This window comes from Acinetobacter sp. PC34, from assembly GCF_051789135.1.
Taxonomy (GTDB): Bacteria; Pseudomonadota; Gammaproteobacteria; order Pseudomonadales; family Moraxellaceae; genus Acinetobacter; species Acinetobacter johnsonii.
In genome coordinates, this window is sequence record NZ_CP196664.1 from 225,526 (window position 1) to 249,616 (window position 24,091).

General features: G+C 39.1%; 23 protein-coding genes and 1 pseudogene. 9 read left to right on the forward strand and 15 right to left on the reverse strand.

Features of this window, described 5'->3' with window-relative positions:
* The first annotated feature begins 29 nt into the window (after positions 1-29).
* Positions 30-1,634, forward strand: a complete 1,605-nt coding sequence (tnpC, locus tag ACSC9N_RS01010) for an IS66 family transposase (RefSeq protein ID WP_004835366.1) — start codon at positions 30-32, stop codon at positions 1,632-1,634.
* Between the two features lie 317 nt (positions 1,635-1,951).
* On the opposite strand, the gene ACSC9N_RS01015 is transcribed toward tnpC, so the two are convergent.
* From ACSC9N_RS01015 to ACSC9N_RS01035, 5 genes are all read right to left on the reverse strand, one after another.
* Positions 1,952-3,027, reverse strand: a protein-coding gene (locus tag ACSC9N_RS01015; RefSeq protein WP_439036100.1) for an IS3 family transposase whose coding sequence is annotated in 2 segments (ribosomal slippage) — positions 1,952-2,775 and positions 2,775-3,027 — 1,077 coding nt in all. Because the reading frame shifts where the segments join, the coding sequence is not laid out codon by codon here.
* Positions 3,028-3,093: 66 nt separating this feature from the next.
* The gene (locus tag ACSC9N_RS01020; RefSeq protein ID WP_058870629.1) at positions 3,094-3,315 is read right to left on the reverse strand and encodes a hypothetical protein; all 222 of its coding nucleotides are present in this window, start codon (positions 3,313-3,315) and stop codon (positions 3,094-3,096) included.
* 23 nt (positions 3,316-3,338) lie between these two features.
* The gene (locus tag ACSC9N_RS01025) at positions 3,339-4,259 is read right to left on the reverse strand and encodes a copper resistance protein B (RefSeq protein WP_058870630.1); all 921 of its coding nucleotides are present in this window, start codon (positions 4,257-4,259) and stop codon (positions 3,339-3,341) included.
* On the reverse strand, positions 4,246-6,369 hold the full coding sequence (locus ACSC9N_RS01030) for a multicopper oxidase domain-containing protein (RefSeq protein ID WP_058870702.1): 2,124 nt from the start codon (positions 6,367-6,369) through the stop codon (positions 4,246-4,248). The genes ACSC9N_RS01025 and ACSC9N_RS01030 overlap by 14 nt, the downstream gene beginning before the upstream one ends.
* An 89-nt stretch (positions 6,370-6,458) precedes the next feature.
* Positions 6,459-6,755, reverse strand: coding sequence for a hypothetical protein (locus ACSC9N_RS01035; protein WP_004281865.1), 297 nt, complete (start codon positions 6,753-6,755; stop codon positions 6,459-6,461).
* Between the two features lie 148 nt (positions 6,756-6,903).
* On the opposite strand from ACSC9N_RS01035, the gene ACSC9N_RS01040 reads away from it, so the two are divergent.
* Both ACSC9N_RS01040 and ACSC9N_RS01045 read left to right on the forward strand, forming a co-directional pair.
* A complete protein-coding gene (locus tag ACSC9N_RS01040; RefSeq protein ID WP_004679347.1) occupies positions 6,904-7,584 on the forward strand; it encodes a heavy metal response regulator transcription factor in 681 nt (226 codons plus the stop codon).
* Positions 7,577-8,977: a heavy metal sensor histidine kinase gene (locus ACSC9N_RS01045; RefSeq protein ID WP_044111300.1), complete on the forward strand. Its 1,401-nt coding sequence runs from the start codon at positions 7,577-7,579 to the stop codon at positions 8,975-8,977. The genes ACSC9N_RS01040 and ACSC9N_RS01045 overlap by 8 nt, the downstream gene beginning before the upstream one ends.
* A 38-nt stretch (positions 8,978-9,015) precedes the next feature.
* Here ACSC9N_RS01045 and ACSC9N_RS01050 read toward each other — a convergent pair whose 3' ends face one another.
* Genes ACSC9N_RS01050 through ACSC9N_RS01070 form a run of 5 tightly spaced genes read right to left on the reverse strand, consistent with a single transcriptional unit; the run spans position 9,016 to position 14,047 of the window.
* Positions 9,016-10,296, reverse strand: a complete 1,281-nt coding sequence (locus tag ACSC9N_RS01050; protein ID WP_058951567.1) for an MgtC/SapB family protein — start codon at positions 10,294-10,296, stop codon at positions 9,016-9,018.
* Positions 10,293-12,668 (reverse strand): heavy metal translocating P-type ATPase, encoded by a 2,376-nt coding sequence (locus ACSC9N_RS01055; protein WP_058951568.1) that lies wholly within the window; start codon positions 12,666-12,668, stop codon positions 10,293-10,295. The genes ACSC9N_RS01050 and ACSC9N_RS01055 overlap by 4 nt, the downstream gene beginning before the upstream one ends.
* 11 nt (positions 12,669-12,679) lie before the next feature.
* Positions 12,680-13,330 (reverse strand): methyltransferase family protein, encoded by a 651-nt coding sequence (locus ACSC9N_RS01060; RefSeq protein WP_004681447.1) that lies wholly within the window; start codon positions 13,328-13,330, stop codon positions 12,680-12,682.
* Positions 13,327-13,599 (reverse strand): DUF2933 domain-containing protein, encoded by a 273-nt coding sequence (locus tag ACSC9N_RS01065; protein ID WP_058951569.1) that lies wholly within the window; start codon positions 13,597-13,599, stop codon positions 13,327-13,329. Before ACSC9N_RS01065 ends, ACSC9N_RS01060 begins: the two co-directional genes overlap by 4 nt.
* Positions 13,600-13,627: 28 nt before the next feature.
* Positions 13,628-14,047, reverse strand: coding sequence for a hypothetical protein (locus tag ACSC9N_RS01070; protein ID WP_131230782.1), 420 nt, complete (start codon positions 14,045-14,047; stop codon positions 13,628-13,630).
* Between the two features lie 573 nt (positions 14,048-14,620).
* On the opposite strand from ACSC9N_RS01070, the gene ACSC9N_RS01075 reads away from it, so the two are divergent.
* Positions 14,621-15,646 carry an IS30-like element ISAba125 family transposase gene (locus ACSC9N_RS01075; protein ID WP_439036101.1) on the forward strand — a complete coding sequence of 342 codons (1,026 nt, stop codon included), beginning with the start codon at positions 14,621-14,623 and terminating at the stop codon, positions 15,644-15,646.
* Between the two features lie 94 nt (positions 15,647-15,740).
* On the opposite strand, the gene ACSC9N_RS01080 is transcribed toward ACSC9N_RS01075, so the two are convergent.
* Positions 15,741-15,983 (reverse strand): DUF2789 family protein, encoded by a 243-nt coding sequence (locus ACSC9N_RS01080; RefSeq protein WP_004281876.1) that lies wholly within the window; start codon positions 15,981-15,983, stop codon positions 15,741-15,743.
* A 473-nt stretch (positions 15,984-16,456) separates the two neighbouring features.
* Here ACSC9N_RS01080 and ACSC9N_RS01085 point away from each other — a divergent pair, with 473 nt between their 5' ends.
* The 3 genes from ACSC9N_RS01085 to ACSC9N_RS01095 all read left to right on the forward strand — a co-directional run bounded on the left by ACSC9N_RS01085 (position 16,457) and on the right by ACSC9N_RS01095 (position 18,447).
* On the forward strand, positions 16,457-16,837 hold the full coding sequence (locus ACSC9N_RS01085; protein ID WP_004681441.1) for a copper resistance CopC family protein: 381 nt from the start codon (positions 16,457-16,459) through the stop codon (positions 16,835-16,837).
* 64 nt (positions 16,838-16,901) lie between these two features.
* Positions 16,902-17,783: a copper resistance D family protein gene (locus ACSC9N_RS01090; protein WP_005105846.1), complete on the forward strand. Its 882-nt coding sequence runs from the start codon at positions 16,902-16,904 to the stop codon at positions 17,781-17,783.
* A gap of 469 nt (positions 17,784-18,252) precedes the next feature.
* Positions 18,253-18,447: a heavy-metal-associated domain-containing protein gene (locus ACSC9N_RS01095; RefSeq protein WP_004281879.1), complete on the forward strand. Its 195-nt coding sequence runs from the start codon at positions 18,253-18,255 to the stop codon at positions 18,445-18,447.
* A 177-nt stretch (positions 18,448-18,624) separates the two neighbouring features.
* Here ACSC9N_RS01095 and ACSC9N_RS01100 read toward each other — a convergent pair whose 3' ends face one another.
* On the reverse strand, positions 18,625-19,329 hold the full coding sequence (locus ACSC9N_RS01100; protein ID WP_058951570.1) for an IS6-like element IS1006 family transposase: 705 nt from the start codon (positions 19,327-19,329) through the stop codon (positions 18,625-18,627).
* Positions 19,330-19,852: 523 nt separating this feature from the next.
* Here ACSC9N_RS01100 and ACSC9N_RS01105 point away from each other — a divergent pair.
* Positions 19,853-20,043 (forward strand): annotated as a pseudogene (locus tag ACSC9N_RS01105) (addiction module antidote protein); the annotation flags it as partial.
* Positions 20,044-20,098: 55 nt separating this feature from the next.
* On the opposite strand, the gene feoB reads toward ACSC9N_RS01105, so the two are convergent.
* From feoB to ACSC9N_RS01120, 3 genes are read right to left on the reverse strand one after another with little or no spacing between them, the layout of a single operon-like run.
* Positions 20,099-21,928, reverse strand: coding sequence for a ferrous iron transporter B (feoB, locus tag ACSC9N_RS01110; protein ID WP_058951571.1), 1,830 nt, complete (start codon positions 21,926-21,928; stop codon positions 20,099-20,101).
* The gene (locus ACSC9N_RS01115; RefSeq protein WP_058951572.1) at positions 21,918-22,175 is read right to left on the reverse strand and encodes a FeoA family protein; all 258 of its coding nucleotides are present in this window, start codon (positions 22,173-22,175) and stop codon (positions 21,918-21,920) included. Before ACSC9N_RS01115 ends, feoB begins: the two co-directional genes overlap by 11 nt.
* 11 nt (positions 22,176-22,186) lie before the next feature.
* On the reverse strand, positions 22,187-23,467 hold the full coding sequence (locus tag ACSC9N_RS01120; protein ID WP_005105969.1) for a cation transporter: 1,281 nt from the start codon (positions 23,465-23,467) through the stop codon (positions 22,187-22,189).
* A 90-nt stretch (positions 23,468-23,557) separates the two neighbouring features.
* Here ACSC9N_RS01120 and cadR point away from each other — a divergent pair, with 90 nt between their 5' ends.
* Complete coding sequence (gene cadR, locus ACSC9N_RS01125) at positions 23,558-23,950, forward strand: Cd(II)/Pb(II)-responsive transcriptional regulator (protein WP_439036102.1); 393 nt, start codon at positions 23,558-23,560, stop codon at positions 23,948-23,950.
* Positions 23,951-24,091 lie beyond the last annotated feature (141 nt).

Consider the following 24,091-nt stretch of genomic DNA (forward strand, 5'->3'; position numbering starts at 1 on the left):
TGCGTCATGACCTCAGGCATACTGCGGTCATGAATACGCTGCCTGACTTAAGCCAACTGACCCATGAACAACTGCTGGAATTTACCAGACAGTTGGCAATGCAGCATCAACAACTCGCAGAAGATAACCAACAATTAGATACCAAAGTTCAGCATCTTGAAGCATGCAACCAACATCTTTCCATTCTCAATCAAAAATACGAGCATGAACTGGCGCTGTTTAAAAAGCACAAATTCGGCAGTAAAAACGAACATCTCACCGCAAAACAAATCCATCTCTGGGATGAAGCGGTCGAAGAAGATATTGCAGCCGTTGATCTAGAATTAGAACGATTAAATGCAGATAAAACCGATGCAGCGACACAGAAAGCCACAGTCAACAAACCTAAACGTCGACTGCTACCCGATCATCTACACACCATCCGTATTGAGCATGAACCTGCATCAACCCAATGCAGTTGTGGCTGCCAGTTACGTCGTATCGGCGAAGATATCAGTGAAAAACTGCATTTCAGACCGGCACAGTTCTATAAGGAACAGCATGTACGTGGCAAATGGGTCTGTGATCAGTGTGACACCCTGACTCAGCAAGCGATGCCCGCCTATGTGATTGATAAAGGTATTGCCAGTCCTGAACTGCTCAGCCATGTGCTGGTATCGAAGTATGCCGATCATTTGCCGCTGTACCGTCAGCGCCTGATCTATCAGCGGGCGGGCATTGATCTGTCCAGATCCACGTTATCTGACTGGATTGGTCGCTGCGGTGTAGAACTGGAACCTCTGGCCAATGCCTTAAAACAGGTGATGCTGCAACAGCGGGTGATCCATGCCGATGAAACGCCGGTCACCATTATGCGGATGGGTGAGAATGAGAAAAAACCGAAGAAAGGTTATGTCTGGGCCTATGCCACCACACAGTACAATCCAGTTCAGGCAGTGATCTATGACTTTCAGGATAGTCGTTCAGGTCAGCATGCTGAAGCGTTCCTGAATGGCTGGCAGGGTCATCTGGTCTGTGACGATTACAGTGGTTATAAAGCACGCTTTAAATCAGGCCAGGTCATTGAGGTGGGCTGCATGGCGCATGCACGTCGTAAATTCCATGAGCTACATGTGACTGGGAAAAGTCAGATCGCTGAACAGGCATTACTGATGATTCAGAAACTGTATGCGATAGAAGCAGAACTCAGGAAAAAGACCGATAGTACAGCAGAACACCGCCGCGAATACCGACAACAGCACAGCCAACCGGTGATGCAACAACTGTATGAATGGCTCAACCAACATTATCTGACGGTGCCATCGAGTTCTCCAACCGCCAAGGCCATCAATTACAGTTTTAAGCGTTGGCCAGCTTTAAGCCGCTATCTGGATGATGGCAATCTACCCATTGACAATAACTGGGCAGAGAACTCAATGCGCCCCTGGGCCTTGGGACGAAAGAACTGGCTATTTGCAGGTTCGCTGCGCAGTGGTCAACGAGCAGCCAATATCATGACTTTAATCCAGTCAGCAAAGCTGAATGGGCTGGATCCGTATGCCTATTTAAGTGATGTGCTGAAAAGGCTGCCGACACATAAAGCGACCCAAATAGAAGAATTACTGCCACATCGCTGGAAATCCAACTCAAATTAAAAAATAGGCATGGGGTTCAGCGGACGCTTACAATTCATTTAAATTCAGTTTCTTAAACAGTAAAATAGCTCCTTTTATTTTGTAAATAAGAGGAGCTATTTTTTTAAACTTTAAAAATGTTAAGTTAAAAGTGCATATATAATTTATTTTGTGTAAGCGTCCGCTGAGCCCCACTTTTTCTAACTTCTACAAATCTGATTGTTGTTCACTTCCAGTGTGTTTTTTAGATTGGAAATATCTAGATTTATCTAAAAATATCTGAAATTTATCACTTGTGTGGTAATCCTCCCATAAATAACCGAAGTTAAAAGTAGAGGTTAAGCAGCCATTAGAGGTGGCTTTCCTTTGTTAGCTTGATGTGGTCTTTCATGGTTGTAATGCCACAACCAGTTTGTTGCATAATCTTGTACTTCATCCAAAGTATCAAATAAATGCTTGCTCAGCCAACTATAACGTATGGTCCGATTATAGCGTTCAATATACGCATTCTGCTGTGGCTTACCCGGTTGAATATATTCAATACGAATACCGTGCTCAGTAGCCCAGCGCACAAATTCGTGACTGATAAATTCGGGACCATTATCGCATCGGATCACTAACGGTTTTTCTCTCCACTCCAGCAATTGATTCAACGTACGAATAACCCTGATTGTGGGCAATGAGAACCCTGCTTCAATGGCTAGGCCTTCGCGGCGGTAATCATCAATCACATTCAATAATCGAAACTTGCGACCATCGGAAAGCTGATCATGCATAAAATCTAATGACAAAACCTGATTTTCTCGGATTGGTTCTTTCAATGGTTCAGGCGCATGCCGTTTTAGTCTTCTTCTCGGTTTAATACGCAGATTCAGTGCCAACTCACAGTAAATGCGGTAAACCCGCTTGTGATTCCAGCAGCAACTCTCAACATGCCGTAAATACGAGAAGCACAAACCAAAGCCCCAATCGGAATTTTCCTCAGTGATTTCAATGAGCTGTTCAGCAATGAGTGCATTGTCATCGCTGAGTTTGGCTTGATAGCGGTAGCAGGTTTCACTAATGCCAAATGCTTTACAAGCCAAACGAATACTAATGGCATGCTGGGCAACTGCCTGTTGTGCCATCTTACGCCGGCAAGATGGCTTTACCACTTTTTTGCCATCGCTTCCTGGATGATTTCGGCCTTTAATCGCTCTTCCGCATACATCTTTTTAAGTCTGGTATTTTCGGCTTCTAGCTCTTTCAGTCGAGCCATTAATGATGTATCCATACCACCATATTTGGCACGCCATTTATAAAAGGTAGCATTACTCATGCCGTGTTCACGGCAAAGGGTCGCTACAGGTGTGCCAGATTCTGCCTGTTTCAAGATGGACATGATCTGACTGTCAGTAAATTTAGATGTTTTCATGCAGAATCTCCTGCTCGTATCTTAAGAGAAAATTCTACTTTTAGATCCTATTATTTTTAGGGGGGATTACCCTTTAAAAAAGCTTTCTTGCAATATATAAGCAGCTGCTTTAGCGATATCACGCTCAGATGTTGGTTTTTTAGTTGGCATATCAAAAACTCTCATAAGTGATAATTTTAAGCATGTTTTTAACCACTGCATAAAAATAGACCAAAAATTAAGCTTTTTTAGTTTTACAGATTCGAAAATAAATAGTAATAATTCATGAATAGTAGCCGAAGCTACCATTCATGAATCCAAATCATACTATTTTAAAAAACTAATTCGATGCCTGCACCATATTTCCATCCCTTTTCAGACTCTGTTGCCTCTTGCATAGAAGTGGCTTTCTGTCCTTTTTCATATTGGTAAGCAACATCAATGAAAGGTTTAATTCGCTTAGTAATCTCATATCGGGTTTTGATACCAGTTTTTAGTTCTGATAAACCTGATTTTGCAGCATAGTTAGAATCATCGCTAAATATTACATCTGCTTCGATATAAGGTTGAGTAATAAGTTTCTGAGTTAAAAGCAAATCACGTTCTAATTCAAAACTTGCTCCCCAAAAATTATTCTCACCGCCATAAAGATATGCTTGTGTTTCAAAGAAATAAGGAGCTAGACCTAATATACCAATAACCCCATCCACTCGATCGCTGCTGCTGTTATTTTTATCTTCACTATATCTTACCCCAGCTTGTACATCCCAAAATGGGGCTACGTTACGGCTATAAAGTGCTGATACAGCATATTTTGGATCATTACTTTCTGACTTTTCCGAATTGGCTTCAATAAATAGACGATTTTCATCTGTTCCAATTAAAGTTTCAAACTTTGTTCCTAGGTTGCCCTTACCGTCTTCATCAACCATCCATTCATTTTCAAGTTTTGTTGCTTGATAAATTTGTCCGCCATGTTCTTTAAGATGATCATCATGAGATGGGGCTGATCTCTTTCTTGCGGTCAGAATAATATTATCTCCCCCATTTGCATTTTCCATTGAATAATATTCTGGATACAATTCTTGGGGGCTATATCTTAAGCCACCAGACTCCTGTAATAAGACTCTCATACCATTTGTAATATTACTGTCTTGTACAGGAGTTTCATTTTTAGCGAACGTTAGATTTGATAATCCAAATAGCGCAATCATCAAAGTTGTTTTTGAAAACAAATTATTAGTGATGTGCATGTGGATTTACTCCCTTCTCATTTACTTGGGACTGAGGAACAGTCTTTGTAGAATTACCATCTTCCACTTGAGCTACAATGAGTTTATTCATCATTCCTGCACTCATATGGTAAAGCAGGTGACAATGAATAGCCCACTCACCTAACTCATCAGCTGTGAGTAGAGTGGTTATCGTTTTCCCAGGTGGAACAATTACCGTATGTTTGTTTGGCATATTGCTTGGATCCTGACCATTCTCAAGCTGCATAAACATGCCATGTAAGTGCATTGGGTGAGCCATCATACTGTCATTGACAAATTTTAAGCGAATACGTTCACCATACTTCACCACTAGTGGGTCGGCTTCATTAAATTTTTTACCATTTATTGTCCAAATATAACGCTCCATGTTTCCACCAAGACGGATCTCTATTTCACGTTCAGCTGCACGAGTGTCTTTTTGAGGATCTAACGATTGCAAATCACTATATTGCAATGCTTTATTACCTTCAGGTGTTGAAGCATTTGCCCATCCAAATACGGTATTATCATTCTTGTCTGAAGCCGCCTTAACAGTAGCGCTATTCATCGGCATATCATGATCCATACCTTTCATAGAAGACATATCGTGATTCATGCCTTTCATAGAAGACATATCGTGATTCATGCCTTTCATAGAAGACATATCATGATTCATATCTTTCATTGAAGACATATCATGATCCATACCTTTCATAGAAGACATATCGTGATTCATGCCTTTCATAGAAGACATATCATGATCCATACCTTTCATTGAAGACATATCATGATTCATACCTTTCATAGAAGACATATCGTGATTCATGCCTTTCATAGAAGACATATCGTGATTCATGCCTTTCATAGAAGACATATCATGATTCATATCTTTCATTGAAGACATATCATGATCCATACCTTTCATAGAAGACATATCGTGATTCATGCCTTTCATAGAAGACATATCATGATCCATACCTTTCATTGAAGACATATCATGATTCATACCTTGCATTGAAGACATGTCATGATCCATCCCCATATCTTCCATAGTCAATAAAGAGCGAGGACGAGGTTTAGGCATCTCAATTTGTTTTACAGGTAAGGTATTTTCATCATGTAAGGTTCCAACCGAAAAACCAGTACGATCAATAGATTCAGCTTCAATTTGGTAATGTGCTTGTTTTGGTTCCACAATGACATCATAAGTTTCAGCAGTACCAATACGGAACTCATCTACAGGAACGGGCTTTACAGGTTGACCATCAGCACTGACTACAGTCATTTTTAGGTTTGGAATGCGTACATCAAAGAATGACATAGCGGAAGCATTAATAAAACGAAGGCGAACTTTTTCACCAGCTTTGAAGTTACCCGTCCAATTTTGCTGAGGTGTCTTGCCATTCATTAAAAATGTATAACCAGTCACATCGGACATATCTGTTTTCAGCATTCGCATCTGATTCCACATAGAACGGTCTTGCCAAGTCGCTTTTAGCCCATCACGTTTAACTTGTTTTAATACATCGAATACTGTTTCGCGGCGGTTCTGATAGTAGTCTGCTTCTTTTTTAATATTTTTCATAATTTGATCACTTGTCGAATTATGAAAATCAGAAAGCAAAACAACGTAATCTTTATCGGTTTTTTCAGCAGCTGTTAGTGGAGTTTTATCTTTAGGATAAATAACAAAAGCACCATATAAACCGTCTTGTTCTTGTCCTTTACTATGTGAATGATACCAATAAGTACCATTTTGGCGGACTTTAAACTTATATTCATAAGTTTTATTAGGGGCAATGCCATTAAATTTGTTAAATCCAGGTACACCATCCATAATTCCAGGTAATAATAAGCCATGCCAATGGATTGAAGAGTCCTGATTTTTTAACTTATTGTGAACACGGATAACGGCCTCATCACCTTCTTCAAATTCAAGAAGTGGTGCAACGAATTTACCATTTACAGTAATTCTCTCAACTGGTTTTCCTGTGATATTTACAGTTTGTTCAGCGATTGTTAAATCATATTCTTTAACTGCCGCCATTACCCAAGTTGATGAAAATAAACCAACTCCAATTAAGAGTATATGACTTAACTTTTTTGACATTCTATCTCACCTTTAGAAAGGTCAAGATTGAAGTAATAAAGCAAATATTTAGTATAAACTTTAATACTTCTTTCTCGCTATTTATAAAATTATTTATTGCTACTAGGCATATTCATCTTTGAATGATCCATTTTAGAATGGTCCATATTCATCATAGAATGATCCATTTTTGACATGTCAGATGAGTTAGGAGACTGATGTTGACTATGATCTTGCTGAGTCTTGTCATCTTTTTCCATTTTACAAGGTTTTGTACAAGGTTCCTGTGCTTTTACCGTTTTAGTGGCACTTGAGGTTGATACATCTTTTGCCCAAGATTGAGTACCAGCAATTAAAGTTCCAGCACACATTAAAATTGTTAGACTACGACGCACTACAGTTTTCATAAGTTTCTCTAAAAGTTAATTTCTTGCTACTACAATAAAGTGAAGCACTGAACATCTAAGTGACTTGAAAATGACATTTTTGTAATCTATCTCGATCAGATGTTTTATAACGTTATTATAGTTTTAATGAATGACTTAGGATTCGGAAATGAGAATACTATTAGTTGAAGATGAACAAAAAACTGGTGATTATCTCAAGCAAGGTTTATCCGAAGCTGGCTATATTACTGACTGGGTTACAGATGGGTTAACGGGTAAACATCAAGCTCTTTCTGAAGAGTATGACTTAATTATTTTAGACGTGATGTTACCTGGACTAAATGGTTGGAATATTATCAATGATATTCGTAGCAGCGGTAAAACAATGCCCATTCTTTTTCTTACCGCCCGAGATCAAATCGAAGATCGAGTAAAAGGATTAGAGCTAGGCGCTGATGATTATTTAGTTAAGCCTTTTGCTTTTGCAGAGCTTCTAGCTCGAATAAAAACGCTCCTTAGACGAGGGCAACAAAGAGAAGATAATAATATTATTAAGATTGCTGATTTAGAACTTGATTTGAGAAAACGTCGGGTAACACGAGCAGGTCAACGCATTGATTTAACGGCTAAAGAATTTGCTCTTATGGAGCTTTTTATGCGTAGAAGAGGTGAAATTCTACCAAGAGCACTTATTGCATCTCAAATTTGGGATATGAACTTTGATAGTGATACAAATGTAGTTGAAGTCGCTATTAAACGATTAAGAAATAAAGTAGATAGTAATTTTACCCCTAAGTTAATTCAAAATATTAGAGGAATGGGGTATGTATTAGAGGTAGAAGATGAATAATAAATTATTCAAATCTATCAGTTTTCGTATTGGTATTATTTTCTCATTATCGACTATATGTATTCTCATTATGATGGGGTTTTTCATCCATAAATTAGTGATGCATCATTTTGAAACGCAAGATCGTACCCAATTAGAAGGTAAAATCCAGCTAGTTCAAAACCTTCTTAAACAAAACCCTAAAAACTCTCCAAAACTTAATTTATATTTGAAAGATGCTTTAGTTGGGCATCATGATCTGATTGTTCAAATTGAACGACCCACAGGCCAAATTCTATTCAGTACTGCCCCTTCAATGATTAATTCCCAAAAGTTAATGAAAACAGCGGATAGTTCGTGGATTGAGTGGAAACTTCAGGGTAAAACTTATCGGGGGATTATCTATAACGCGAATATAGTTGAAAATTCTGAAATAAAATCTACTCAAATTATTGTCGGTATAGATACCTCTGAGCATCTACATTTTTTAAATGATTTTAAGCGTCAACTTTTTTACATTGGTTTAGCCGGTACGATTTGTTTAATGTTTTTAGGCTGGTTTGCAACCTGGAGAGGTTTAAGACCCGTGCAAAAAATGGCTAAGGTCGCAGAAGGCATTTCTGCCCAACATCTTTCAGAACGTTTAGAAGTTGAGCACACACCAACAGAACTAAAATCATTAGCAATTGCCTTCAATGATATGCTCGACAGACTAGAATCAGCTTTAGAAAGGCTTTCCGATTTTTCATCTGATTTAGCGCATGAAATTAGAACACCGATTAATAACTTAATGACTCAAACTCAAGTATGTCTTGCCCGTAAACGAGATACCAGTACCTATCAAGAAGTACTATTTTCTAATTTAGAAGAATTAGAACGTTTGGCTCGAATGGTATCCGATATGCTTTTCTTGGCAAAAGCAGAACATGGCCTAAAATTACAGAACTTACAGAATATTGACCTGGTTAAAGAAGTTACAGCCTTATTTGATTTCTATGATGCGCTAGCTGCCGAAAAAAATATGACGCTTCAACAAACAGGATCTGGAAATGTCAAAGGTGATCCTGCTATGTTACGTCGAGCACTCAGCAATCTATTATCTAATGCAGTTAAATATGGAAATAAGAATTCTACAATACGCATAAAACTTCAACAGAATTTAGATAACACAATATTTTCAATTGAAAATGAAGGCCCTGAAATCTCTCCTGAACAACTATCCAGGTTATTTGATCGATTTTATCGAACAGATGCATCTAGACAAAGAACAGAAGAAGGAACCGGCTTAGGGCTCGCGATAACAAAATCTATTCTTGATATGCTTGGGGCGACCATCCAGGCTGAATCCCTCAATGGTCGAATCATTTTTACCATTGTTTTTCAAAGTGAATCCATGCAAGGGGAATCATTTTAACTCATTTTTTGAACATCTTCCATTTACCCGAGTTGACCTTACATAAAGCTCAAACTGAGAGCCAGAGCTACGCCAGCACCTATCATGGCAATTGTGTAGCCAAATATGATAGCTCGGCCAAACTGTGCCCCCCCTGTCATCCATGCAATTGTCGCTTTGCTTAACATGTTGCTCAGTGTGGCCAGCCCTAGCGCGACAGCAGCCACATTTGTTGTTAAGCCTTCAGTACTATGCAGGCGGGCAAGTGAGACTAAAATAGCATCTACGTCTGCTAGCCCAGAAATAGTCGATAATACGAAGATGCCGCTGGTGCCCAACCATTGTTTTGCTGCCGGGACCAAGACTGCCATGACAGCCAGGAAAGCAAAGCTGAATGCTGTCCCAAGATCAAAAGGAGCCATTGCTTCTATTGTTCGATCGTTGTTTTCAGCGCTGGTAATTTGGCGTTGTCTCCACAATGCCATACCCAGCAGAAGGATTCCCGCAATCATCATTGCACCACCAAAAGTGCTTAGCAATGCTGGCTCAATGACGCCTATCAGCACAACCATACGAAAAAACATGATGCCACAGGCAGCCAATGTTCCAGAAATAGCAGCACTGACCATGACGGGGTGCTGGCGTGTATAGCGTGCCAGTGCGACAGTTGCAGCTGTAGAAGATGCCAAACCACCCAATAGACCTGTCCAGAGTATGCCTCTTTCTGAACCGGTGAGCCGCATGGCAAAATGACCTGCCAGAGAGAGTCCGGCAATCAGGATCACTGCCCACCATAACTGGTAAGGATTTAATGCAGCAAAAGGTCCCATACCCGTATTGGGTAAGTAAGGTAATATAACGACAGAAAGTACCAGTAACTGTAGAGATGCGGTTAATTCACGATGTTCGATCAAGCGTAACCAACCATGTAAGGTTGGCTTGAGATCCAAAAATACAGCCACGATGACAGCCGCTGTTAATGCTAAAGTAACATTACCATGGGATGCATATGCACCTAGAACTAATGTCAACAGCATCGCGATCGTCGTGGTAGCGCTTAAATTACCGGAAATTTTTGCGGTACGCGCGTAGGATACCGTAAGTAAAAGGGAAAGCCCTAATACGGCTGCGACTAGTGGCCAAGGCCCAAAGTTTGGCTGTAGATGACCCAGCACTCCTCCGAGTAATCCTGTCAATGTGAAGGTACGTAGACCTGCTACTCGGCTGCCTTCTGGCAGTTCACGATCATTCCATCCTCGTTCTAAACCAATGAGCAGGCCGATGGCAAGTGCTGCAATCAGGCCTGATACATCTGGTGGAAGAAAAAGACTCTCTATCATAGCTTTTTATGTCGCAGGCGAAGGGCATTGGTGATCACTGAAGCGGAGCTAAAACTCATGGCCAAGGCCGCAATCATGGGTGACAACAACCAACCGGTAAATGGGTAGAGTACGCCAGCTGCTATTGGGATACCCAAGGCATTGTAAAGGAAAGCAAACATGAGGTTCTGTTTCATGTTGCCAACAGTAGCTTCCGAAAGTGAACGGGCAACCGCGATACCGCGTAAATCTCCCTTGACCAAGGTAACTTGAGCACTATTCATTGCGACATCAGTTCCGGTCCCCATAGCGATACCGACATCAGCCTTGGCTAGTGCTGGTGCATCATTGATTCCATCGCCGGCCATTGCCACGATGCGACCTTGCTTCTGCAATTTGCTGACAAGTTCGAGTTTATCTGCGGGTTTAACTTCACCATGTACCTCATCAATACCCAGACGTGCTGCGACTGAACGGGCAGTGGTGAGACCATCTCCTGTTGCCATCACGATACGTAGTCCAGCTTCCTTCAGGGTGGCAAGTGCTTCAGGGGTACTTTTTTTGATGGGATCGGATACTGCAAGCAGGCCGGCCAATTCACCATTGATGGCTAGATGCATCACACTTGCACCTTCTGAACGCAGCTCTTCGGCTTGCGGAATCAGAGATTGTACCGAGATACCTAATTGCTCCATCAGTGCTGTGTTGCCCAAAGCTAACTGACGATCGCCCACTTGACCTCGAACACCAATCCCTGAGCCTGATTCAAAATTATCTGGTGTTTCAAGAGACAGGCCACGTTCGTGTGCTGCATTTACAATCGCTTCGGCTAGCGGGTGTTCACTGCCTTGATCAAGACTGGCGGCTAAACGTAATACTTCAGATTCATCGAAACCTGATGCGGCAACCACACGATCGAATACAGGGCGTCCTTCGGTCAACGTACCTGTTTTATCGATGATTAGTGTGTCAATCTTGCGCAGATTCTCAATGGCTGCTGCATCGCGGAACAACACACCATGAGTAGCACCTTGACCCGTTGCAACCATGATAGACATTGGAGTTGCCAAGCCTAGTGCACAAGGACAGGCAATAATGAGTACTGCCACAGCATTGATTAATGCATAAACCCAGCTCGACTCTTCTGGGCCGAACAATCCCCATCCAAAGAAGGTAAGCAAGGCAATGGTTACTACAGCCATGACGAACCAACCTGCTACCTGATCAGCCATACGTTGCATTGGTGCTCTCGATCGTTGAGCTTGCGCCACCATCTGTACGATCTGGGACAACATGGTACTTGAACCAATTTTCTCTGAACGCATGATCAATGAACCATTGGTATTCAGGGTAGCGCCAATGACTTTATCGCCGATACGTTTAGTGATTGGTAAAGGTTCACCTGTCAGCATCGATTCATCCACTGAACTACTTCCTTCAGTGATTACACCATCAACAGGCACTTTTTCACCTGGGCGAATTCTGAGTAAATCTCCTACATGTACATGCGTTAGAGGAACATCTTCTTCAGTTCCATCAGGTAGGATTCGGCGAGCTGTTTTAGGAGCGAGCCCAAGGAGTGACTTAATTGCAGCAGAAGTTTGCGAACGTGCTTTTAACTCCAATATTTGTCCCAGTAGGGTCAATGAAATGATGACCGCTGAAGCTTCAAAGTAAACAGCGACACGACCCATGGAAATAAATGAGTCGGGGAAGATTTGGGGTGCAATGGTTGCGACCACACTATAAATAAATGCAGCTCCAGTGCCCAGACCAATCAGCGTCCACATGTTCGGGCTGCGATTCACAACTGATTGCCAACCCCGGGAAAAAAATGGCCAACCTGCCCAGAGTACAATCGGGAGTGACAACACCAGTTCAATCCAGCTCTGAACAGCCATATCGAAGAGATTCATTTGATGACCAAACATCGCCAAAAAAGTCACGATGATGGTCAATGGCAGTGTCCACCAGAAACGTCGGCGGAAATCACGTAACTCCGGATTCTCATCTTCCTCTAATTCAGGAATGAGTGGTTCCAGTGTCATTCCGCATTTAGGACAGTTTCCAGGATGATCCTGTCTAATTTCTGGATGCATTGGGCAAGTATAGATGGTCGTGCCTGTTGTGCTTGCCTCATTAACGGCTTGAGCAACCTGATGATGCTGTGTGTGTGCATCGGCATTCATAGTTCCAGATTTAGTGATGTATTGCACAGGGTTGCTATGAAACTTTGATTGACATTTATCACTGCAAAAAAAGTAAGTTTTCCCCTTAAATTCCTCATGGTATTTCGATTCTTTAGTCACTGTCATACCACAGACTGGGTCTTTCAATACGTCTGTTGTAGCCTGCGCCATATGGTCCTGGTTATGATTGTTTTGGTCTGACATAAATAATTCTCTTATGGAAAAGTGGTTTTATGGCCGAATTTTGGAATAAATCTCGGAGTCTGTTGAGCATAGCTGTCATAGACAGCGCCAAACTGTTTACTCATTTCAGCCTCTTCCTTAATTGCCAAGCGGCTGTACATTAAGAGTAAGATTGGAAACATAATCAGTGTCAGTAAAGTTGGCCATTGCAATAAAAACCCCAGCAAGATCAAGATAAAAGCCACGTATTGGGGGTGACGTATGCGCGCATAGGGTCCGGTTACTGCCAATTGGTGATGACGTTGTGCGTGGTACAACACGTTCCATGCTGATGACAGTAAATAGAAACCATAGCCCAAAAAAATATAACTCGCGATGTGCAGAATGCCAAAATGTGGATCACCCTTTTCACCCAGTAGCGTTGACCATAAGTGACCTGAGTTATGCGACAGCAAATCAAGTTCAGGAAAGCGAGTTTGTAGCCAGCCTGACAACAGGTAAATGGTTAAAGGGAAACCATACATCTCGACAAACAATGCAATGATGAAAGCAGAGAAAGCGCTAAAAGTACGCCAGTCTCGTGCTGTGGCGGGTTTAAAAAAACTGAAGGCAAACATAATGAAAATTGCCGAATTTATGATGACGAGCCACCACAGACCATAGGCCGATTCCGCATGATTCATGAGGGGTCTCCTGGTTCGCGTGATTTTTTATTATCTGATGTGTCTGGATTTTTCTGTTGATGATGGTGATGTCCATGACCACCATGCATAAAAATATGCATGAGTGGGCATGCTAAAAGGAGTAAAAAGGGTAAAACACCAACGATATGGGCCAAATGCTCGGTTAAGAGAAAATAGGCTGCCACACCACCAATCACGAATAGGCCGATGGCATAACGTGTAGACCAAAAGTTAGGTACTGAATTATGTTCTTGAGGTTGATGGTTCATGGTGCTTCCCTCTCTAATTCATGGGTAATTATTTAGTTGTGGAGGGAGGCATACAGTCCATCATCATCTGCATCATGTCCATACGTTTTTCCATCATTTGCTGACGGTCAGCCATATTTGCATTCATGCTTTGGCTGCCCATCTGTTTCATCATACTCATACCTCCTTGCATGAGTTTCATGTGCTCAGCCATAAGTTTCTGACGTTCTTGTGGGGTTTTTGCAGCCATCATCTTCTCATGCATGGCTTGCATCGCCTTCATGTGTTGATCCATTGCAGCCATTTTATCTGTAGCAGTGGTGCTGGTAACTGTTTGCTTAATTGTTACTGCAGATGGTGCTGTTTTTTCAGGGTGGTGATCTTTGTGTTCATCGGATTGCTGTGCAAATGTATTCAATGACGCGGCTGCGATACATAAGCCCAAAAAAATGTTTTTGAATTTCATCATAGTTTTTCCTTTAAATAATTTGGAAGTAAAAGCTATGTTTTAGTACTGAACAGAGACTAGGAATTTGACTACTAAACTGATGAAATTTTTGGTTATTCTCTGTCTCTCTTAAAAATTTTAGCACTATTAATTAATTATTTTTAAAAATGACAAAAATGTAATTTTGAGATCTTCTCGAAATATATAGTCTATGCTGAGATGACAAAAATTTTATTTAATATTAATCTTTTAAAACTATTAAAGTTGTTATGATTTTATGTGCTTAAAAAAATAAAAATGAAATGATTAGATGACTCCAAGGCTAGTTAGAGACACATTCTTAATGTAATTTACACTGTTATTCCTTTAAAGAAAAAATACAGTTGATCAAAATAGTTTTTTTATAGAAAAAAGGGTGGATAATTTAATTATTAAACTTATTGGTATATTTATTAGATAGAAGGTAAAGAAGATTATTTTTAATATTAGGGTTTATAATCCAAATTTCAGAGTAAGGAATCTACTACTTATATAATAGAGGGCAGAGTAAAACTTGAAGTGCGACATAAACCACCTAATTAATTTAAAGGGTTTATGGAGTATATAAAATTGTCATACCATCATCTTAACTTTGAAGATCGTACTGCATTAATGCTTGAGTCAAGAAAAGAAGGCTTTTCAGCCAGAAAATTTGCTGAACTCATTAAAAGACATCCTAGTACGATCTATCGTGAGCTTAAAAGAAATAGCATCAATGACGTTTATCAAGCTCGATATGCTTCTGATAACACCTTCGCTAGACGTAGACGTGGTCACAGAAAACTCAAAATCGATTCAATCCTCTGGAAATTTATTGTTGAAGCGATCCGTTGTTTATGGTCTCCTCAGCAAATAGCAAAGCGTTTAAAGACATTTCCTGATTTGGATCAAACAATGAATGTAAGCCATACAACGATTTATTCAACGATACGAGCATTACCCAAGGGTGAGTTGAAAAAAGACTTATTATCCTGTCTGCGTCATGAAAATAAAAAGCGAAAAGCTAACGGTGAACCTAAAAAAGATTCTATATTACAGGATATTAAAACTATTCATGAGCGCCCAGCCGAAGTTCAAGAAAGAAAAATACCGGGTCATTGGGAAGCTGATTTAATTAAAGGTAAAGACAATAAAAGTTCGATAGCAACACTTATTGAACGAAATACACGGCTCTGTATCTTGGCAACATTACCTGATGCAAAGGCAGAATCAGTGCGCAAGGCTTTAACTGAAGCTCTGAAATATTTACCTGCAGAACTGCGTAAAACGTTGACCTATGACCGTGGACGCGAGATGTCAGAACATAAAATACTCGAAGAAGATTTAGGCATAGATATATATTTCTGTGACCCACATTCACCTTGGCAAAAAGGCACATGCGAAAATATGAATGGTTTAATTAGGCAATATTTACCTAAAGGGATTGATTTAAATCAGGCAGATCAGCATTATTTAAATCAAGTTGCCATGTCACTGAATACTCGTCCTAGAAAGGCGTTAGATTGGCTTACACCATTAGAGAAATTTGCTCAGCTTGTTGATTATCATATGGCTTTTGAAACTGTCGCACCTCATGTTTGAATTCGCCGAGATTCCATCTCCAAAACAGTACTACTGTATGAATGAGTTGTATTCAATGCAGGGAAGAATGTAGATCCTTAATACTAACGGAAAATTATTTTACTGAATTTTCATGTAAAGACTCATTTAATTGATCAATCACTGTCGTCCATTCACCATCAGAGTGTAGTTTTTCTTCTAAAAAATGACGTTGAGCATCAGTCCAAAAAATTGCTTGTGTTAAAAAAACATCTCCAGCTAGCTGATGGCTCTCTATGAATTTTGCAATTGCTTCTTCAGTAGAAGCTAAACCAAGCTGTTCAAATAATTTGGTCATTCTTGGACGTGTTTGAGTCATGTGCTTAGCCCATAAATTTATATTAGATCAAATTAAACATAACATGTTTATATTTAAACTAAAATATAAAAAATTAAATAGCTACGGCTTTGTTGCACAAAGATTTCATAACTATATGATTTTAAAAGTTTTGATTATTTTTTGATCCAAAATTAAATCTATTTAAATCAGATGCTTACATATTTATGCAACAAAGCCAATAGCTACTATTTTCTTAGACAAAATGATTACTACATTTCATAAATCAACCACCTACATAATTTGTTTATTAAATGATCATTATTTTTCAATAAGATTATTTTAATAGTTAAAGATTTTAAATTTTAAAAATGACAAAAATGTAATTTTGAAGTCATCGCTCTGTTTCTGTCTCTCACTAATAATTGAAATATAAGAGGAGATGATGTGGTCTCATTAAATATAGATTTTATAAAGTCATCTCTAATGAACTAACGAATCAAGAGGAAACGTAAATGAAATTATTTCAAAATAAAATGACTGCTCTACGTAATGTTGTAGTAGCTGCAACGATGATTGTGGCTACTACAACTACGTTCGCTCATGTGAGTTTAGTGAGTGCGATTCCTGCGGAAAATGCATCTATCCTTAGTCAACCAAAGAACTTGACCCTTAACTTTGGTGCAGAGGTTATGTTGATGAATATTAAGTTACTGGATGCTCAGCGAAGAGATGTTCCTTTAAAATATAAAGTTACTCATGACTTAAAGAAATCCTTTGATGTCGCTCTTCCGAAACTGAAAAAAGGTAAATATACCGTTGTCTGGACAACAATGGGGAAAGATGGTCACAACATGAATGGTGAATATAGTTTCACTATCAAATCAACTAAATAAGAATTGATTACCTTTCAACATGTCAGTGAGGTGCTGGCATGTTGTTCTAGAATGGACAAAAATAATGATTTCTGAATATTGGATGTGGGCCACTTGGTTAACTAAGGTTATTTTATATTTAAGTGTAGCTTTTGTCGTTGGTGGAGCCTTTTGCTATTTTTTACTTAGACAATATCTTGAACTAAAAGAATCGATTCTTAAATATATTACAATTGGCGCTGGATTAGGCCTAATTTCCAGTACCTTGGGATTTTTTATTCTGATTGGTAGTTTTGCCAATACTGGTATTACAGGGATGGTGGACCCCACGTATATTAATATATTGGTTAATACTCCGACGGGGTATATATACGTTCTTCGTTCTATTAGTTTTGCTCTTTTACTTCTTCTCATGGTGGTTAAACTTAACAGGAACAAAGGTCAGTTTTCTATAATTGAAAGTTCAATATTTTGTGTTTTACTTCTCCCGATTATTTTTAGTTTTTCCCAGCTCGGACATGTCGCTAATTTAACCTTACTTGCTCAAATTTTATTATCAATCCATATTCTAGTTATGTCGTTATGGATGGGGTCTTTATATCCGTTATGGAAAACCAGCCGGGAAATAAGTGGTTTACCTTTAAAAGATCGCATGCATGTATTTGGACGTATTGCTGCTTTCATTGTTGGGATATTAATCGCCTGTGGCGCTAGTGTAGCTCTTCTTTTAATTAAAGATTTTAATACCTTAATCAATACTGCATATGGCTATGGTTTCATGGTTAAAATGTTTTTTGTTATAGGTATTCTACTTTTAGCTGCCTTCAACAAATGGTATTTCACCCCGCGTCTTCAACATCCTAAATTCGCTAAACACCTTAGTCATGCCATTTTATTTGAGATGTTATTAGGTCTATCAATTCTATTAACAACAGGCTATATAACCACTGTCGTGGGTATTGAATAAGAGAATTTCAAAATAAGGGAATTGAGGAAATTTAACATTACTGCATTTATCTTTTGTAGCTGAGCAATAAAGTTTCTACTGGACTGCCAACTTACGACAATCAGAACAGTAAAATCGCATCATGAGGCATTATACATAAAGGTAGTCACCGGTTTTTAGCTTATCTTCAACCCATAACGGTCTCATCTATTCAGTTCACTACCATTGATTGAAATAACTAATCTTATAAATTTCAGAGTGATCGTAGATGATAAAAATGTCATTTTAAAGTCACATTAATGTTGGTTAAGTACTTTTACTGTAGTCATTAGAACACTCTTCTTTGGAATACTCTGAAGAAAACTGTAAGGTTGTAAACAGACCAAGTTACAGCGAGTAACTGATTCAGAAAAAGGCTGGTTGTATGGTGAAAGTTTAGAGTTACTGTTCTAATGTTTTAAACAAATGTTTTGTTAAAAAGGAGCAACATATGAAATTTCACATCGCTAATATGACTTGTGGTGGTTGTGCACGCGGCATTACTACCGCAATTAAAGAGCTCGACTCGAATGCCTCACTCGATATTGATTTACAAAACCGTATTGTTGAAATCAACACAACGGTGAGTCAGGATCAAGTCATTGCCACTCTCAGTGAGCGTGGATTTACAGCTGATCCTGCTTAATCTCTGTTAGAGTAACAGTGGGAATTCCTTACCACTTTTACTCTCTCTTATTTTCCTCATCGTACAGATTAAACCTGTACTTGCTTGAAATAAAAGTAATCCCTGAATTCCCCCTAATCTTGGTTGGCACTGTTGCAAATAGAGATTTGAGTCGATGATGTTTCCTTTAAAAAGTACTTAGAGACCGAAAACCCTGTTGATTAGACACACTTCACCCTGAGGCTGACCATAATAAAATGACGATGCTTGTCCTTTACGTAGTGCACGCATGACTTCAATACCTTTAATTGTGGCATAAGCCGTCTTCATAGATTTGAATCCTAATGTGGCCCTGATGATCCGCTTTAGCTTGCCATGATCACATTCAATCACGTTATTTTTATACTTAATCTGCCTGTGCTCAAGGTCTGGTGGACATTTACCTTCCCGTTTTAACCGTGATAAAGCACGTCCATATGTGGGTGCTTTATCCGTGTTGATCACTTGTGGAATTTGCCACTTCTTCACATTATTTAAAATTTTTCCAAGAAAACAATATGCTGATTTGGTATTACGTCTAGAAGAAAGATAAAAATCAATGGTATCGCCACGTTGATCGACTGCACGATACAGATAAGACCATCGTCCATTCACTTTTACATAGGTTTCATCAATATGCCACGAGCTCAGATCTGTAGGATTACGCCAATACCAGCGTAAACGTTTTTCTATTTCAGGAGCATAACGTTGAACACAACGGTAAATAGTCGTGTGATCAACATTCACACCCCGTTCGGCCAGCATTTCCTGCAGTTCACGATAGCTAATGCCATATTTACAATACCAGCGCACAGCCCAAAGAATGATTTCGCCCTGAAAATGCCGACCATGGAAAGGATTCATATGCTGCACCTTTAGCTAAAACAGTCTTCAGCTTACCATTCGTGGTTATTTGCAACAGTGCCGTTTAACGACTGTAATACAGGCACACATTGCTTGATAATTTGGGAATAACGCAGCAAACCTAAAACCCTGTTCTGACCTGCTACAATCACGAAAGCTTTCATTTTTTGGGACTGAATTAGGCATTTTAATTTCAGCTTGCAAGTGCAGTAAAGCAGAAATCATGGCTTGTTAACTACCAAACGCACACAGGGTTCTTCAGCACCGTATTCACGGTGATATAAGAACCATATAATAATTGCTGAGGCCACAATACAAATAAATATCCTTTTACAGTGATAATAATTCTTACCTCATGTGCAACGCACCAACTTGTCCAAGGTGCAATAAAAACCGAAAATCAGACCGTCAGTAAAAGGGAGGCATACTCTAAAATAACATAAAAGGGTATTTTATATGTTTTGCACTTGTGACGTCAGGTGACACAAGATTTGTCATTGAACGACACATAATGTTATTCCCGTCTAATTGCGATGCGGCATTTATAGCTAAAGCTTTGGGAACTATCGCAAAGGTCAAAGGGATGACTCAATTGTCTGAAGATACTGGTCTAGGTGAGAAAGCCTTTATAAAGTTCTTTCTCGTGAGGTTAACCCTAGTTTCGATACTATGATCAAAGTTGTAAAAGCATTTAATTTACGGCTAGCAATTTAACAGTGAATATTTAATAACAACGGGAACTAGACTCCCGTTGTTATTATTTTGGTAATTAAAGATTACTAGCAACTTGGTATGTGATGAATGAAAAGATGTAAGCTAATGCGAATAGATAAGTTGCCATAATGACTGGCTGTTTCCAGCTACCTGTTTCTCGTCTTATTGTTGCTAAAGTGGCGAGACAATGGGGAGCAAAAATAAACCATACTAATAATGATAAACCGGTGGCTAGCCCCCACCCATCTGGACCTGAAATTTGACTTAGCAGACTTTGGGTTACTGTATTTTCATCGCCAGACATTGCATAAATGACACCAAGAGCAGCAATTACAACTTCCCTTGCTGCCATAGCAGGGATGAGGGCAATACAAATCTCCCATGTAAAACCAATAGGTGCAAATATAGGGTGAATTAAATGTCCTAATTGACCAGCTAGACTATAGTTAATTGCTGGCATGGTAGCGTGGTCTGGTGGTTGAGGGAAAGTAACAAGTACCCATAACAGGATAGACAGTGCCACGATAATGCCACCAACTCGTTTTAAGAAAATGCTCGCTCTATCATACAAACCTAATGCAATGTTTCTAATATCTGGAATTCGATAGGTAGGAAGTTCAAAAATAAAAATACTTTCAGTTTTATCTTTACGAACTAATTTCAGAAAGAGTGAAACTAATAACGCAGATACTATTCCCGACATATAAAGACCAAAAAGGACCAATCCTTGCAGACTTAACCAGCCATAGATCAATTGGTTTGGAATAAAGGCAGCGATTAATAAAGCATATACTGGCAATCTTGCTGAACAGGTCATCAAGGGTGCAATCATAATTGTCGCTAATCGATCCCGTTCAGAGCTAATGCTTCTGGTTGCCATAATTCCGGGAATAGCGCAGGCAAAGCTAGATAGCAAAGGAATAAATGAACGCCCACTAAGGCCTGCTTTAGACATTAATTTATCTAACAGAAATGCTGCCCGTGGCAAGTAGCCTGATTCTTCGAGCATTAAAATGAAGAAGAATAAAATCAGAATTTGGGGCATATATGCAAGTACGCTACCTGCACCAGCAATTACGCCATCAACGACTAAGCTTCTTAATAATGGATGCTGAATGAGGGGGCCAATAGAATCACTAAGCCAGACCACAAAATTTTCAATGAATTCAATAAATGGTGTGGCCCATATAAATACCGCTTGGAACATCACAAACATGGTTAAAGCTAAGATTACCAAACCCAGTACAGGATGTAGAAAAATCTTATCTAGAAACGCAGTTCTTTTGTCACCACTGTCATTATTTAAAATGACTTGTTTGGTGATTTGCTTGATCTGTTCAAAGTGATCTAATTCAGAATGATAAGGGGCAACAAAAAGATTTTTTTGATCTAACTGATTAATTAAATCTTGAATCCCTTTAGTTTTGACAGCGACAGATTCAACTACAGGGATACCTAACGATTGAGAGAGCTTATCCTTATCAATGGATATACCACGCTTCTTGACCTCATCCATCATGTTTAATACAAGAAGCATAGGCCTGTTTAGAGCACGAACTTCAAGAACTAAGCTCAAATGTAAGCTGAGATTTGTGGCATCTACAACGCATACAAATATGTCAGGTAAAACTTCACCTTTTAGCTCACCAAAACAAACTGCTCTAGTGACTTCTTCATCTAAACTGCTAGGTTTTAAACTATAAGTTCCGGGTAAGTCTAATACTCGTACTGTATCACCAGAAGGTAATTTAAAAGAACCTTCCTTTCTTTCAACAGTAACCCCAGCATAGTTGGCAACTTTTTGACGAGTACCTGTAAGGGTGTTAAAAAGTGAAGTTTTACCGCAATTGGGATTACCAATAAGTGCAATATTTTTAGTGTTCATTGATGATCTCTACAAAAATGCGTTCAGCTTCGTTCTTTCTTAAAGCAAATCTTGAAGTTTCAATTTGAACTAATACAGGGTCTCCACCAAAAACACCTTTAGCGAGTACTTGTAGAGTTTCACCCTCTCTAAAACCTAATAGTTGGAGCCGTTCCAATACGGGATCAGTGGTATGACTGTATTGATTACCTTTTTTGAGATCTCTAATTTTGACGATCTGATTTTGTTTAACTTGAAATAGATTCATTTTCGATACTCTTACTTCAAAGCCAAAATCTTTCGAGCACCATTAAGCACGAATAAAGAAACCAGGATGCCAATGATTAAGTCTGGGTAAGCTGATCCCGTCCACGCCACGAGTACACCGGCAAATATAACGCCCATATTTACGACAACGTCATTCGCCGAGAAAATCCAACTGGCTTTCATATGTGCGCCATCTTCTCGATGACCAGAAATAAGATATAAGCATGTCACGTTAGCTATAAGTGCGAGCAGGCCAATAACAATCATGAGCGTTGATTCTGGCTCGCTTCCAAACATGAATCGTCTAATGACATCAATAATCACGATGACAGCAAGTAATAACTGAATCCAACCTGCGAAATGGGCTGCTTTCACTTGATATTTCGCAGCTTTTCCGACGGCATATAGCGCAATACCATAAACGGCTGCATCGGCAAACATATCTAGAGAATCAGCAATCAATCCTGTAGACGCAGCAATAATTCCGCTGATGAATTCTATAAAGAAAAGTAGAGCATTAATGCCTAATAACAGTTTAAGTACTTTAGCTTGTCTCACAGGATCAGGTTCATTAGGTATATCGCCTGAAGAAAGCTGTGTTTCATCAAGTTTCGCCCCAAAACCCAGTCCTTCAAGTTTGGCCGTAATTTGCTGACTCCCTTCATTATGGAAGACTTTCAGTTTTCGATTGGGAAGATCAAAAGTAAGACCTTTAACTGCTTCAATATCTGCAAGAGCCATACGGACCATTTGCTCTTCAGCAGAGCAATCCATTTTAGGAATGGTATAGGTACTTGTTTGCTTAGCCTGTTGATTGCTTATATAAGTTTCAGTCTTCACAAGCTTTGCACCAAAACCCAAAGCTTCAAGTTTGGTAGTTATATTTTCATCTTTTTGATTATGTAGAACCTTTAAAGACCGGTTAGGTAAATCAAAGATGAGTTTTTGAACACCATCAATTGAAGATAGCGCCATACGAACCATCTGTTCTTCCGCAGAACAATCCATTTTGGGAACTAAGTATTCACTCATGTAGTGCGAATTTTTTAAAACGTCTTCAGTGCTTAAATTTTCTTTGGGATCAGAACCACAACAGGATTGAGCGGTATCTTCACAACTGTTTGAAGTGTTACAGCAAGGAGATGAAGATTTTTCTTCTTCCTCTTCACCACAACAGCTAAGCGTATTATTACAATTCTTTGAATTGTTTGCTTCTGCAATTGATGGATGATTTTCTTGTTGAGATTTCTTATCTTTGCATGGTGTTTCTTTACTACATCCACAGCCACTCATAATTATACCCATTAAAAAAATTTATAAACTTTGAATATTAGAATCCCTATAGTTACTATAGAGTCAAGATTTTTTGGAAATACCAACTCAATGCATTTAAAAATTGGTGAACTCTCTAAAAAAACCTCATGTTCAGTATTAACAATTAGGTTTTATGAAAAGGAAGGTTTAATTCCGGAACCCGAAAGAACGGAAGGAAATTACCGCCTTTACGATATAGGCTATGTTGAGCGAATTAAGTTTATTTTGAATTGCCGAACTTTAAATATGAATTTGAATGAAATTCGTCAATTACTCACCTATAAAGATAATCCCAAGAAAAATTGTTCAGATGTGAATGAATTAATTGACTTACATGTCAGTGCTATCAGAGAAAATATAATCAAGCAACAAAAGCTTATTGAACAACTATCTGATTTAAGAGGTACTTGTGATGGTTTATGTACAATTGACCAATGTGGAGTTCTAAAAAATCTAGCTTGATTATCTAGACCTATGCTTTTTTCAAAAACTCTGTATATCTTTACTTAAGGCTGCAAAAAGATTAAGGTGACTTAAATTTTGTGATCAGATCTTAGATGGATTTGGACAGCTTCCTATTGGTGTTTTAAATACAGATTTGTG